General features: G+C 41.0%; 14 protein-coding genes. 7 read left to right on the forward strand and 7 right to left on the reverse strand.

Annotated features, from left to right (window positions below; genetic code table 11):
• Window positions 1-23: 23 nt before the first annotated feature.
• The 4 genes from MKL36_RS02235 to MKL36_RS02250 all read left to right on the forward strand — a co-directional run bounded on the left by MKL36_RS02235 (window position 24) and on the right by MKL36_RS02250 (window position 4,238).
• Window positions 24-722 (forward strand): YfgM family protein, encoded by a 699-nt coding sequence (locus MKL36_RS02235; RefSeq protein ID WP_000058788.1) that lies wholly within the window; start codon window positions 24-26, stop codon window positions 720-722.
• Window positions 722-1,867, forward strand: a complete 1,146-nt coding sequence (gene bamB / locus MKL36_RS02240) for an outer membrane protein assembly factor BamB (RefSeq protein ID WP_021510537.1) — start codon at window positions 722-724, stop codon at window positions 1,865-1,867. Before MKL36_RS02235 ends, bamB begins: the two co-directional genes overlap by 1 nt.
• A 187-nt stretch (window positions 1,868-2,054) precedes the next feature.
• Window positions 2,055-3,464 (forward strand): ribosome biogenesis GTPase Der, encoded by a 1,410-nt coding sequence (gene der / locus MKL36_RS02245; protein ID WP_000805592.1) that lies wholly within the window; start codon window positions 2,055-2,057, stop codon window positions 3,462-3,464.
• A gap of 117 nt (window positions 3,465-3,581) precedes the next feature.
• Window positions 3,582-4,238, forward strand: a complete 657-nt coding sequence (locus tag MKL36_RS02250; RefSeq protein ID WP_021510538.1) for a 4'-phosphopantetheinyl transferase family protein — start codon at window positions 3,582-3,584, stop codon at window positions 4,236-4,238.
• Between the two features lie 67 nt (window positions 4,239-4,305).
• On the opposite strand, the gene secB is transcribed toward MKL36_RS02250, so the two are convergent.
• From secB to rsgA, 4 genes are all read right to left on the reverse strand, one after another.
• A complete protein-coding gene (gene secB, locus MKL36_RS02255) occupies window positions 4,306-4,764 on the reverse strand; it encodes a protein-export chaperone SecB (RefSeq protein ID WP_001288260.1) in 459 nt (152 codons plus the stop codon).
• 27 nt (window positions 4,765-4,791) lie between these two features.
• Complete coding sequence (gene grxC / locus MKL36_RS02260) at window positions 4,792-5,049, reverse strand: glutaredoxin 3 (protein WP_000729828.1); 258 nt, start codon at window positions 5,047-5,049, stop codon at window positions 4,792-4,794.
• Between the two features lie 11 nt (window positions 5,050-5,060).
• Window positions 5,061-5,477 carry a rhodanese-like domain-containing protein gene (locus tag MKL36_RS02265; RefSeq protein WP_000443006.1) on the reverse strand — a complete coding sequence of 139 codons (417 nt, stop codon included), beginning with the start codon at window positions 5,475-5,477 and terminating at the stop codon, window positions 5,061-5,063.
• A gap of 97 nt (window positions 5,478-5,574) precedes the next feature.
• A complete protein-coding gene (gene rsgA, locus MKL36_RS02270) occupies window positions 5,575-6,633 on the reverse strand; it encodes a ribosome small subunit-dependent GTPase A (protein ID WP_021510539.1) in 1,059 nt (352 codons plus the stop codon).
• Between the two features lie 125 nt (window positions 6,634-6,758).
• On the opposite strand from rsgA, the gene orn reads away from it, so the two are divergent.
• The 3 genes from orn (at window position 6,759) to MKL36_RS02285 (ending at window position 9,152) form a co-directional block, all read left to right on the forward strand.
• Entirely contained in the window at window positions 6,759-7,325 is a 567-nt protein-coding gene (gene orn / locus MKL36_RS02275; RefSeq protein WP_000099436.1) for an oligoribonuclease, read from the forward strand.
• Between the two features lie 155 nt (window positions 7,326-7,480).
• Window positions 7,481-8,212, forward strand: coding sequence for a Bax inhibitor-1/YccA family protein (locus tag MKL36_RS02280; RefSeq protein WP_001191562.1), 732 nt, complete (start codon window positions 7,481-7,483; stop codon window positions 8,210-8,212).
• Window positions 8,213-8,348: 136 nt separating this feature from the next.
• Window positions 8,349-9,152 (forward strand): enoyl-ACP reductase FabI, encoded by an 804-nt coding sequence (locus tag MKL36_RS02285; RefSeq protein ID WP_031945516.1) that lies wholly within the window; start codon window positions 8,349-8,351, stop codon window positions 9,150-9,152.
• 69 nt (window positions 9,153-9,221) lie between these two features.
• Here the strand turns inward: MKL36_RS02285 and adeC are convergent, their stop codons facing one another.
• From adeC to MKL36_RS02300, 3 genes are read right to left on the reverse strand one after another with little or no spacing between them, the layout of a single operon-like run.
• A complete protein-coding gene (gene adeC, locus MKL36_RS02290; protein ID WP_161795023.1) occupies window positions 9,222-10,616 on the reverse strand; it encodes an AdeC/AdeK/OprM family multidrug efflux complex outer membrane factor in 1,395 nt (464 codons plus the stop codon).
• A 22-nt stretch (window positions 10,617-10,638) separates the two neighbouring features.
• Window positions 10,639-12,633 (reverse strand): MacB family efflux pump subunit, encoded by a 1,995-nt coding sequence (locus tag MKL36_RS02295; protein WP_000165905.1) that lies wholly within the window; start codon window positions 12,631-12,633, stop codon window positions 10,639-10,641.
• A 2-nt stretch (window positions 12,634-12,635) separates the two neighbouring features.
• Entirely contained in the window at window positions 12,636-13,976 is a 1,341-nt protein-coding gene (locus MKL36_RS02300) for a MacA family efflux pump subunit (RefSeq protein ID WP_001124214.1), read from the reverse strand.
• Between the last annotated feature and the right edge of the window lie 107 nt (window positions 13,977-14,083).

A 14,083-nucleotide genomic window follows, 5' to 3' on the forward strand; every position in this document is an offset into this window, starting at 1 on the left:
AACATCTGGAAAAGGACAATCACATGAGCTTAAGTGATGAAGAACAATTCGACAGCTTAAAGTCGTTCGCCAAAAAATATGGTTCTGCCATGATTAGCGGGATTCTCATTGCATTGATTGCCTTTTTCGGGTGGGAATATTGGCAAAAAAGAAACCTTGCAACGAGTCAGACAGAAACTGCAAAGGTACAGCAGTTAATGGATGAAGCGAATGCAACAGCCGATAATCCAAATGCTTTAGCTTCAATAACAGCTTCGGCAGATAAGATTGTAAAAGACGATATTGATTCAGTTCAGGCGATACAAACTCAATTTGTATTGGCAAAACTTGCATATGAAAAACAAGATTATGCTGCTGCTGAAAAAGCTTTGAAAAAAGTTGAGAATTCAAAAGTAAAAGATGAAGGACTGATTCAGGTTGTAAAATTGCGTTTAGCAGATGCACAATTGGCGCAAAACAAATATGATGAAGCTCTAAAAACCTTGTCTGGTGATGTCGATCCGGCATTTAAAGCAACAGTAGAAGAGTTACGCGGTGATATCTTTGTTGCTAAGAAAGATATTGATTCTGCTAAAAAAGCATATCAAGCTGCATGGGATTCGTTACTGGAACGTAAACAAGAGCGACAAATTTTACAAATTAAACTCGAAAGTGTTGGCGTTTTAGTTGAAGATCCACAGATTGAGCGCCCAATTTTGGAAACACAGGTGGAAGAGTCTTAATGAATCAGAAATTCAAACTGCCTTTGGCAATTGCAATCGCATCGGCTGTATTGGTCGGATGTTCTAGCAACAAAGTAAAAGAAGCAAAACCAAATCCACTACCGAAATTGACCGAGTCAAATAAGAGTTTGGTGCCCGTGTTTTCACGCAGTGTTTCTTCTACGAATAAGGCAGATCCATTACGTTTACAACTTGACGCTAGCGAAGGTGTTGTTTTTACCCTTGATCCTAAAGGTGAAGTTGCTGCATACCGTGGTAAACAACGTCTTTGGGAGAAAAAAGTTAGTAAATTGGGCTTAAGCTCTGGTGTTGAAGCAGCTGAAGGTATTGTTGTTGTTGGTAACAGTAAAGGTCAGTTATTTGCTTTAGATCAGGCAACCGGTGAACAAAAATGGACTGCACAATTATCTGGTGCTTTATTAAGTCCTTCTTTAGTTCAGTCTGGCCGCGTGATTACAATTGCAAATGACGGTACTGTATTTGCACATGATGTATCATCAGGACAACAAGTTTGGGCATACAAATTGCCAAATGTTCAGTTCAGTTTACGTGGTCAGCCATCGCCAGTGAGTCTTGACCCTCGTACTGTTTTAATTGCTTCTGCAAATGCATATGTTTATGCAATTGATACGATTAGTGGTATTCCGCGCTTCCAACGCCGTGTTGCAGTAAGTGAAGGGCGTTCTGATATTCAGCGTTTAATTGACATTGATGGTGATCCGGTTGTTGCGGTTCAACTCATGGTAACGACTAGTTTCCAAGGCCAAGTAACTGTTACTGATCTTGCTTCTCAACGTGTGGTTTGGAGTGAAGATTCAAGTAGCACTAAGCGTCCAGAAGTTTATGATAATAAAGTGTTTGTTTCGTCAACTGATGGCAAGCTTACTGCTTATGACTTAACAACAGGCGAACAGCTTTGGCAAAATGATAGTCTCTTAAACCGTCATTTAAGTAATCCTGCCGTGTTGGGATCGGATCTTATTGTTGGTGATTTGGATGGTGTCTTACACCTAATCGACCCGACAACAGGTAAGTTGATTGGTCGTTCTAAAACAAGTGGTGAGGTCAATACATTACGTGTGATTGAGAATCAGCTCTATGTTTCGACCCGAAAAGGCGATTTAAGTATTTGGCAGAATCGTTAATTTTGTTCGCTTGTGCTAAAATAGCCGCTTAACAAATTACGCTGTTAAAAATATCGGGGTGTTTGAATTAAATCAGTTCAAAGCCCCGTCTTTTATTATGGTCATATCTGACCTTAAAATATATCTCCTGTACTGTTTCTAATGCTCATGCCATGAGATATGGCTGGTCTTGAATTAAGGTTATTGTATGAAACCCGTTATTGCGCTCATTGGTCGTCCGAATGTCGGAAAATCAACGTTATTTAACCAGATTACCAAGAGTCGTGATGCACTTGTAGCCGACTTCGCGGGTTTGACTCGTGACCGTAAATATGGTGATGCGACTTATCAAAATAAGTCTTTCATTGTTGTTGATACTGGTGGTATTGGTGAAAGTGAAGGCGGTATCGATAACTACATGGCCGAGCAGTCGAAAACAGCCATCAATGAAGCAGATATTATTATTTTTGTAGTTGATGCGCGTGCCGGATTGTTAGCTTCCGATGAGCAAATTGCCCGTGAATTACGTACTTTAGGCAAGAAAATTTATCTTGTTGCCAATAAGGTTGATGGTGTTCATGCTGAAGCTGCTTTGGTTGAGTTCTACAAGCTTGGTATGGGTGAACCATTACAAGTTGCAGCGAGCCATGGCCGTGGCGTACAACAAATGCTTGAGGATGTACTTCAAGATATTCCAGAAGATGAAAATCCTGAAGAGCATGATAAAGATACCGGATTGCGTCTAGCAATTATTGGTCGTCCGAACGTAGGTAAATCAACGTTAGTAAATCGCTTACTTGGTGAAGACCGTGTGGTAGCGTTTGACCAACCGGGTACAACTCGTGACTCTATTTATATTCCGTTCGAGCGTGAAGGCCGTAAATACACTTTAATTGATACAGCAGGTGTACGCCGTAAAGGTAAAGTTGATGAAATGATTGAGAAATTCTCAATTGTTAAAACTTTGCAAGCAATGAAAGACGCACATGTGGTGGTGGTTGTAGTTGACGCCCGTGAAGGTATTGTTGAGCAAGACTTACATTTAATTGGCTATGCGCTGGAAGCTGGGCGTGCCATGGTCATTGCGATCAATAAATGGGACAACATGAGTGAATACGACCGCAAGCAGTGTAAGCTTGATGTTGAGCGCCGTTTTGACTTTATTCCTTGGGCTCGAATTCACCTTATTTCTGCTCTACATGGTACTGGGGTGGGTGAGTTATATCCATCAATTCACCGTGCTTATGAGTCTGCAAACTTAAAGGTATCTCCTGCGAAATTGACACAAATTTTGAATGATGCAACTGATCAGCATCAGCCGCCGACAGTTCAAGGCCGTCGTATTAAAATGCGTTATGCGCACATGGGCGGACAAAATCCACCGACTATTGTGATTCACGGTAACAAGGTGGATAAGACTCCAGCTGATTATCGCCGTTATTTAGAGAATGTGTTCCGTAAGGTTTACAAGCTTGAAGGTACACCAGTTAAAATTGAATTTAAGACTTCTGAAAACCCGTTTGAAGGTCGTAAGAGTCAGGTTGATGAGCGTACAGCTGCACGTCGTCGTCGTTATATTCAGAAATTCAAAAAAGCAGAAAAGAAATTTAAACGTTAATCTGTTTTTAATTGAAAAAGCCCAAAGTCTTCTTTGGGCTTTTTATTGTATTGTCTAATCAGGTATCAGTAAGGTTTTAATGCTAGCTGTGAATTATGGATGGTTCGGATTAATAAAATGAATAGTAAACATGTGGACATTTATATAGGAAAACTCAATGATTTTTTAAATCGAAAACAACACGACTTTCCCGACTTTCGTACATTTAATGAGTATAAAAAACAGCAAATACAACATATTAAAAATAAACTGATTGCTCAAAAGCTAGAGATAGTACCAACAGATTTAGTATTTGCAAAACATGAGTATGGCAAACCTTACTTACTGGACCATGCCCTGCATTTTAATCACTCACATAGCCAACAATATTATGCTTTAGCGCTGAGTGAGCGAGTTAAAGATATTGGTATAGATGTTGAAGAGCTTGATCGTAAAGTACGTCTGGATAGTCTGGCACAACATGCTTTTCATCCTGATGAATATGCAACGTGGCAAAGTCTAGAACAAGATAGAGAATATTGGTTTAAAGTCTGGACGACTAAAGAAGCTGTTTTAAAAGCATCGGGTCTGGGTATACGTTTAGATTTAAATACCTTAAACACCCAAGCACATCCTACAAATCAGGGCGGATTATGTACGCATGAGCTTATTGGGATATTTGCCTACCAAAACTTTGTGTTAGGTAATATGATCTTAACAGTCGCATGGCGTTCAGAGCAATCATGCCGTGGATTCCAGTTTCCTTCTATTCAGATTCATTCACTTGACCGTTAAATCTAAATTACTCTCATAAAAAAACCGCGAATTACGCGGTTTTTTGAGTTTAGGGTAAGCTATAAAATTAAGCTTGACCTTCAACAGCAGCAGCTTGAGCACGTTGCATATTTGCTTCGAACTCTGCATCAAAGTTGATTGGAGTAAGAAGTAACTGTGGGAAGCTACCTTTTGTTACTAGGTCGTTTACCGCTTCACGTAAGAACGGGAACAAAATGTTCGGGCAGTATGCACCCAAAATGTAAGGTAAACGGTCTTCTTCGATATTATCGATTAAGAAAATACCAGATTGAGTTACATCTACGATGAACGCTGTTTCATTGTCGTTATTGGCTTGAACCACAACTTTTAAAGATACTTCAAAGTGAGTTGGGTCAATCTTTTCAGCAGCTGAAGAAAGATTGATGTTAAGTTCAGGTTGCCATTGTTTAGTGAAAACTTGTGCCCCTGGAACCTCAAAAGAAATATCTTTTGTATAAATACGCTCTAAAGCTAATTGTGGTTGAACTTGTTGTTCTTCGCTCATTGTTTTTTCCTTAATATGGATGCGATGTTAAGCCAATAATTCGTCGAGTTTACCTTCACGCTCTAAAGCATAAAGTTGGTCAAAACCACCGATAAACTGATCATTAATAAAAATTTGTGGAACAGTACGATGATTTGTACGTTGCATTAATTCAGCACGTACTTCTGGCGCTTCAACAGAAAGATTTACTTCTTTGTAAGCAACACCTTTACGCTCAAGTAATTGTTTCGCGCGAACGCAGTACGGGCATACAGAAGTTGAGTAAACAATGACATTTGCTGCCATAACAATTCTCCTTAAGCTTTTGGTTTGCTTTTAACGAGAGGTAAGCCTTGAGCTTTCCAGTTACTGATACCACCATCAAGGCGATAGCTGTCATGGTGAGCGACTTTCTGTAAAGCGCTACCAGCAACTTGCCCTAGGTTGCAAATAAATACCAATGGACGGTCACTTGCTTTTAATTCATCAGCATGACTTGCAATTTGACTATAAGGAATATTGCGGCTACCACTAATGTGACCTTCGCGGAAGTCTTTGCTATCGCGTAAGTCAATCAAAAGAGCATTTTTCGCTTTCACTAAAATACCAAGCGACTGTGGAGAAATTTTACGACCGTTACGTTGACCTTCAAAAATGAAGAACAATACGATCAAGACTCCGAGTGTACCAAACAAAATGGGGTGATTCCCCATAAACTCTAACCAGCGTTCCACAAGTCACCTAAAAAAATTAAAAACAAAATTGACCTAGAGTATAGCGTATATAGATGGTGATCAAAATCACCACTTCAAGGGCAAATGGGGCAGAAAATTAGTTTTTTTGCTGCGCTTCTTGAATCTCATCGATTAAACGTAAAAAGCTGTCTAGGCGGCGTGGTAAAATTTCACCTGCTTCAACAGCCTGTTTTAAGCCACAGTTCTTTTCATGAGTATGAGTGCAATTACGGAACTGACACGAACCTAAATGTGCTTCGATTTCAGGGAAGCCCATACGAATTTTATCTAAATCGAGATGCCAAAGCCCAAACTCGCGAATTCCCGGTGAATCAATCAAGGCGCCATTTTTACCAAAGTTGATTAAACGTGTAGAAGTTGTGGTGTGCTGTCCAAGTGCTGAGTTTCCAGAAATGATATTGGTTTTTTGTTCAGCATCTGGAATGAGCACATTAATAAGTGAGCTTTTCCCAACCCCTGACTGACCTACAAAAGCTACTGTCTCGCCATCAAGACGCTGAGACAATGCTGAGATATCACCTTTAGAATGGCAAATCATGACTTCATAGCCTAAATTTTCATACTCTTTGAGCATGTCGAGAATCGGGTCATTTTCAGTGAGTAAATCTGATTTATTAAGCACTAAAAGAGCCGGAATATTCGCATCTGCACATGCCACTAAGTAACGGTCAATCAAAGTAGGTGCCGGTTCTGGCAGTGGGGCAAAAACAATAACGATTAAGCTGATATTCGCAGCTACAGGTTTTACTTTGTGATAGCGATCCGGGCGTGTAAGTAATGAAGTACGTGGATGAATTGCGGTAATAATCCCTAAACCCGTATTAGGGTCAGCTTGCCACTTCACTCGGTCACCAGTGACCAGTAATTCAAGGTTTGTACGGGTGTGACAGCGCCAAACGCTATTTAATTCAATCGGTTTCCAAAACGGTTCTGGTTCGCCTTCAGCGACTTGCGGTTTTTCTGGGTGATGATCGGGTACAGAAAGTGCCTGTACTTCAAGTTGACGTCCATAGTGCTGTACAACCAGCCCATCTAGATCGTGTGAAGTATCGACTTCTTCTTGGCGAGTTTTATGCTGTTTTTCAATACGACGTTGCTGTTGCTCAGTTAAACGACGCTTACGAATTAGAGCCATTCATATCCCAAAAAAACCATTGTTTGAAGACCGCAAAAATAGCACGAAGCTGGTATGGAATTACAGCGCAGAAGCAAGAAATTTGCTACTATTGATGTTTTTACGGCACTTTAGAACGTACATTCATGAGCAGTACTTTAAATACACGATTAATTTGGATTGATCTGGAAATGACAGGTTTAGATACCGACAACGACCAGATTATTGAAATTGCAACAATTATTACAGATGATCATTTAAACGTACTTGCCGAAGGTCCGGTTTTGGCTATTCATCAACCTGATCGTATTTTAAATGCAATGGATGAGTGGAATACGCGTCAGCACGGCCAGTCAGGTTTAATTGAACGAGTTCGTCGTAGTAAATTGACCGCTCGTGATGCTGAGTTACAGACTTTAGAATTCCTAAAAAAATGGGTAAATCCAAAAGTTTCACCAATGTGTGGTAACTCGATTTGTCAGGATCGCCGTTTCTTACATCGTCTTATGCCTGAACTAGAACAGTATTTCCACTACCGTAATCTTGACGTATCTACAGTAAAAGAACTCTCAAAACGCTGGCGTCCTGAAATTATGAGTGGCCTGAAAAAAAATGCATCACATTTGGCGATGGATGACATTCGTGATTCTATTTCTGAGCTTAAGTATTACCGCGAATACTTCTTCATTATGAATACTGACGGTAAAGATTGATTAGGTTATTCAAGTAAGAAGAAAAGGGGGCGAAAGCTCCCTTTTTTATTGTTTAAAGGACATTGTTACAATAATGCTAAGTGGGAATTTGGCTTTCATATTCATTTTGCTTAAAATGATGTTTTAAGTTTATTTATTATAAAAAGAGAGCATTTATGCAAAGTAATAACCCGATACTGACACGCGTTGAAACGGTCAGTGACTATAGTCAACCGATGACCGTGCAAGGTGCGATTCAAAAATCTGTTATGTTGACCATCATTGCTGCTGCAGTGGGTGTCGCTTTATTTTTCTATGCAGCCTTTACTGCAAATGTTGGTATTGCTTATGCGGCTTCAATTGTGGGTGCAATTGGCGGCTTGGTTTTAGCTTTAATTACAACCTTTAAACCAACAACTGCACCAACTTTAGCAATTCCTTATGCTTTATTTGAAGGGGCTTTCTTAGGTGGTATTTCTTTTACTTTCCAGTTGAAATACCCAGGTGTTCCTCTTCAAGCTTTATTGGCAACTTTCGTCACGACTTTGGTGATGTTTGGTCTATATAAGTTTCAAATCATACGCGCAACTGAAAAGTTCAAGTCAGTTGTAATCTCTGCATCTTTGGCGATCTTTATTGTATTTATCGTGCAGATGGTGATGCGTTTAGCGTTTGGATCAAGCATTCCTTATATTTTTGAAAGCAACTGGTTAGGTATTGGTTTTGCTGCTTTTGTTGCAGTGATTGCTTCACTGAACCTAATTTTAGATTTTGATTTGATCGAAACCAATGCAGCATATCGTGCACCAAAATTCATGGAATGGTTGTGTGGTATTGCCTTACTTGCAACTTTAGTATGGATGTATATCTCTTTCTTACGTTTACTTGGCTTATTGTCTGACGACTAAAAATGAGTTGGTAAAAAGTCGCTCCTAAATCGGAGCGATTTTTTTTCGTGCGATTTTTGAAAAAAGATGCATTATGCAATTTCGAAAAACGTTGAATATTGGCATTATGCTGAAAATTGTTTTGAGTGAGATCGGCATGACACAAGGACTTTTAGCAGGTAAACGCTTTTTGATTGCAGGCGTTGCTAGTAAATTATCAATTGCTTATGGTATTGCACAAGCATTACACCGTGAAGGTGCTGAGCTTGCATTTACTTATCCAAACGAAAAATTAAAAAAACGTGTAGATGAGTTTGCTGAGCAATTCGGTTCTAAGCTTGTGTTTCCATGTGATGTTGCCATTGATGCTGAAATTGATAATGCATTTGCGGAACTTGCAAAACATTGGGACGGTGTAGACGGTGTTGTGCACTCAATCGGCTTTGCACCTGCACACACGCTTGACGGTGACTTCACTGACGTGACTGACCGTGACGGTTTTAAAATTGCTCATGACATTAGTGCATACAGCTTTGTTGCAATGGCACGTGCTGCAAAACCTTTATTACAAGCTCGCCAAGGTTGTTTATTAACTTTGACTTATCAAGGTTCTGAGCGCGTTATGCCTAACTACAACGTAATGGGTATGGCAAAAGCTTCTTTAGAAGCTGGTGTTCGCTATTTAGCATCAAGCCTTGGTGTTGACGGTATCCGTGTAAACGCGATTTCTGCGGGTCCAATCCGTACTTTGGCTGCTTCTGGTATTAAATCTTTCCGTAAAATGCTAGATGCTAACGAAAAAGTTGCGCCGTTAAAGCGTAACGTAACCATTGAAGAAGTGGGTAACGCAGCTTTATTCCTATGCTCACCTTGGGCTTCAGGTATTACTGGTGAAATTCTATATGTAGATGCTGGTTTCAATACTGTAGGTATGAGCCAATCTATGATGGATGATGAATAAGTCTTAAGATTTATTCAGACATAAAAAAAGCCGTAGTTGAAGGACTACGGCTTTTTTACTGGGCGCAAGTTATTGCGGCAGTTCTTTTACAGGCGAACCACCTAATGCCTGCATAAGGGTGACATAAGCGTTGTATTGGCTTTGTTTGGTTTCAACAAGACTCAAGCGCGCAGTACGTGTAGTTTGCTGTGCATCAAGAAGTGTTTTTAACGCAACAGCGCCATAACGGTAGCGGACTTCAGTTAAACGTTCAGTTTTTTCTGCAAGTTCGACATTACGCTCTTGTAACGCTACTTGTTTGTCGAGTTCTGTGCGGCTTGATAACGCGTTTTCTACATCAGCAAAAGCCTGATAAAGCGTTTGGCGATATTGAATAATCGCTTTTTCATAATCTAGGTTGCTAATCGCGATATCTTTTTTCATATCGTTATATTGCAAAAACGGTAAGCTTAAACTCGCTCCAAGCGTAAGGGCAGGGTTACGTAATAACTCTGTTAAAGATGTACTGCTTGAACCTAAACTACTGGTTAAGCTAATTGACGGATAGTAGCTTGCTTTAGTCGCATCTTTGGTTGCTAGTGCTTTTCTCAAGCGAAGCTCAGCTGCTTGCAAGTCTGGGCGACGTGACAAAATATCCGCTGGTAAACCCGCACCAATAGCAGGCAGCGCTGTACGAGGTAAACGCTGTGGCTCTTGAATATTGAGTTGCTGTACTGGCTCATGCAATAACACAGCAATGGCTGTACGCGTTTCAACAAGCTGTTGCTCAATTTGGCTTAAACTTGCTTTTTGGCTTTGAACAGACTGCTCGGCTTGCGTAAGGTCTAATCCTGAAACTGCACCTGCTTTATACTGAGTTTGAACCAATTGATAAAGCTTTTGTGAAGTGGCTAAGCTTTGCTGCGCAGTTGCATAACGTTCATTTAAATAGCCGAGTTGCCAGTAGAGTTTCGCAGTAGTGGCAATCAGACTTTGACCAGTAGCTTGAAGATCTTGTTCGGTTGCTAAGGCTTCCCATTTACTTGCTTCAGTTTGACGAGCAAGCTTGCCAAACAAATCAAGTTCATAGCTCACCCCAGCACTCATTGATAAACCTTTCGCGCTGTCATCGCCCGAATTTAAGTCGAAAGAATGTCCTGTAGAAACACTAGAGCTGGTCCGTAAGCCTTGTTTATTCGCGGTTAAATCAGCTTGCAAGCGTGCTTGCTTGAGTGTGATTCCCGCAACAGCCAAATCACTATTGCGCTCTAATACATTAGTTACGAGTTGGTTGAGCTGTGCATCTCCAAACAATGTCCACCAATGGTCAGAATATTGCTCAACCGATGCTGTTTTAGCTTTAGCCTTATCGTACTGAAAACTGCCTGGAACTTGTACAGCTGGTGCTTGGTAAGGTGTTTTTACTACAGCGGCACATCCCACAAGAGAACTAGTGAGGAGAAGTGCTGCGCTAAGTTTAGTCATAGAAAAAGACATGCAATTTTCCTTATTCTCGTGATAGTGCTGCAACAGGGTCAAGTTTTGCTGCATTCTTGGCAGGTAAGAAGCCGAATACGACACCAATCAATGTTGAACACACAAACGCAGCAACAATTGATGTGGTTGAATAGGCGACAGCAAAGTTGCCACCGGCAAACTTATTAATCAGTTGTCCTAAGCCAAGTGATAGCAGTACGCCAAGTACACCACCAATCAAACATACTAAAATTGCTTCAATCAGGAACTGCTGCAAAATATCACTTTGTCGAGCACCCACAGCCATACGCACACCAATTTCTTGCGTACGTTCAGTCACCGAAACCAGCATAATATTCATTACACCGATACCACCAACTACCAGAGAAATTACAGCAATTGCTGATACTAAGAGAGTCATAGTACTTGTGGTTTTCTCAATGGTTTGTCGGATACTGTCACTGTTCATGGTGAAAATATCTTGGGCACCGTGGCGCTGGGTTAATAAGTTAACGATGGCGTTTTCAGCCGCACTGGTCGAGTATTTATCATTAATACGTACGACAATATTACGGACATGCGCTTGCCCTAACATACGGCTCATGACCGTGGTATAAGGCATATATACATTCAGCGTGTCATCCGAACCCATTCCGCTGGTCTGAGGTTCTACAATGCCGATAATACGAGCTGGTACGCTACCAAGTAACACGACTTGCCCGATTGGGTTAGTACCATCGCTAAAGAATTGTTTTTGCGTATTGGTATCAATCACCACATCTTGTGAGCGGTCGCGGACACTTCGTTGATCAAAGGTTTGGCCGTCTTTAAAAACTAGACCTTTTACATCGAAATAATCGTTACTTACGCCGTTAATAGTCGCATTTGCTTCATTTTGTTGATAGCGCATAGTCTTGGATGTACTGACCATCGGGCTGACTGCACTGACATAAGGCTGTGTCATTAATGCATCGGCATCGGCAGGAACTAGCGTTTTAAAATTGGCTGTCTTGGAGTTATCACCAAAACCACGACCTTGGAATACCGTAATTGTGTTGGTGCCTAAACTGCTAATGTTGCTCAAAATCTGTTGTTGAGAGCCATTACCCAGTGCGACCACCGTTACCACAGAGGCAATACCAATAATGATCCCCAGCATGGTTAAGAAAGTACGCATGCGGTGGGCATTCATGGACAGTAAAGCCATTTGAAAGGCTTCGGATAAGCGATCTAGGGTTGATCGCCAAGCCGAAATACTTTTGCCTTTTTTCTGCTTATTTTGTAAAGCAGGTGCTGCATCTGGATCAGATTTAACTTCTTCTAAAGACTGGTCTGGAACGTTAGGACGGTCACTAATAATTTCCCCATCACTAATCTCGATAATACGCGTTGCATTCTTTGCAACTTGCATATCGTGCGTTACCAAAATAATCGTATGGCCAGCCGCGTTGAGTTCACGCAAAATTCGCATCACTTCAACGCCGCTATGTGAATCGAGTGCACCTGTTGGTTCATCGGCCAAGATCACATCGCCGCCATTCATTAAGGCACGTGCAATTGATACACGTTGCTGTTGACCACCTGAAAGCTGGCTTGGTCGGTTTTGCGTTTTAGTACCTAAACCTAACTCCGTGAGCAGGGCAGTAGCTCGCTGTTTACGGTCTGCTGGAGTAACACCAGCATAAACAGCTGGAACCTCAACGTTACCTTCAGCTGATAAGTCACCCAGTAAATGATAGCGCTGGAAAATAAAGCCAAAATATTCACGGCGTAACTGCGCTAACTGGTCGGGCTCTAGCTTACCGGTTTCTTGACCATTAACCTTATAACTACCACTTGTTGGGCGGTCCAGACAGCCCAAAATATTCATGAGTGTTGATTTCCCAGAGCCGGACTGGCCGACAATAGCAACCAGCTCACCCTCATAAATGGTCAGGTCAATGCCTTTTAAAATTTGAATCGTGCTTTCGCCAGCAGGGAATTCCCGGACCAGATTGCTGACTTCAAGCAAAGCTTGTTTTGTCATGCTTACATTCCCATTGGACCGCTACGGCGACGGTTATTACCACTGTTTGCAGAAGCTGCAGAGTTTTCTGAACTATCGGCAATTACAACTTGGTCACCTTGTTTTAATCCGGCAAGTACTTGTGCATTTACACGGTTATTAATACCTACCAAAATTTGTGTTGGTTTAGTCGTACCATCTGCTTGTAAAACTCGAACTACACTCAGTGTTGCTTTGCCTTGTTCAATAAGTTGTTTTTGTTCAGGAGTCAAATTTAAGCGTTCTAAACGAACACCATTACCTTGATGTTTGCGTTCTGCACTTGGAGTAGAACTTGCTTTATCTGCCGATTGCCCCTGTTTTCTTTGGCCAGAAAATTGTTTGCTACTTAACGCAGAAGATGGAACCAATAAGGCATTTTTTGCTGAATTTAATACGATATAAACTTGTGCAGTCATATCAATACGCAATTTGCCGTCCGTATTTGGAACATCAAATAAAGCGTTGTAGTAAACAGCTGAGCTGGTTGTTGAACTTGTGGTGCTGTTTGATTCACTAGAGATCGAATCTGGAGCAGGTTCGATTTGACGTAAGGTTGCATAGCGCTTGGTTTCATCACCTAAGGTCGTGAAATAGACCTGCTGACCTTTTTCCACTTTCATAATATCGGCTTCACTCACCTGTGCTTTAATCGTCATATTTTGAAGTTTTGCAATTTTGACGATAGTAGGAGCACTTTGGTTTGCGTTTACCGTTTGGCCTTCTTCAGTCACAATCGCAACAACCGTACCATCAGTTGGCGCAACAATACGTGTATAGCCAATATTGGTTTGTGCTGTTGAACGCGTTATTTTTGCAGACTCAATTTGTGCATCTAATGCTTTAACTTGTGCCTGAGCTGTTTTATAAGCAGCTTCAGCCGACTCTAAATCTGCACGAGGTGTTGCATCTTGAGCATACATTTGTTGTTGACGACGATATTCGAGTTGTTTCTCGTTTAAAGAAGCGATTTGCTGAAGACGCTGTGCCTCTAAATTTTTAATATTAGCATCAGATGTTTTTAAACTGTTTTCTTGGGTGGTCGAGTCAATTTGTGCAATAAGTTGACCTTGTTTTACTTGATCACCAAGCTGCACATACATCTTTTTAACCTGACCAGATACCTGAGCACCCACACTAATGAGCTTGGTTGCATCAAGTGTACCGGTTGCAAGTACATTATTCTCAATATCCCCGCGAGTTACCTCTGCTGTAATATATTGAGGCTGCTGTTGTTTAGGCTTTAAGAATTTCCAAGCTAAGACAGCAATAATGGCGATACAGACGACAATAATTACGAGTTTAATTGGCTTTATTTTTGGCATGGCGAGAGGTCGAAAAGTCTAAAATTTAACTTAGTATAAGAGTCAAATGAGGATAAAACGTGAATTTTTATGATATTTCAATAAAGCAGGCAAATGATTTGGCTGCC

It is taken from the genome of Acinetobacter sp. AOR12_HL (assembly GCF_027855275.1).
In the GTDB taxonomy this organism is placed as follows: Bacteria; Pseudomonadota; Gammaproteobacteria; order Pseudomonadales; family Moraxellaceae; genus Acinetobacter; species Acinetobacter baumannii.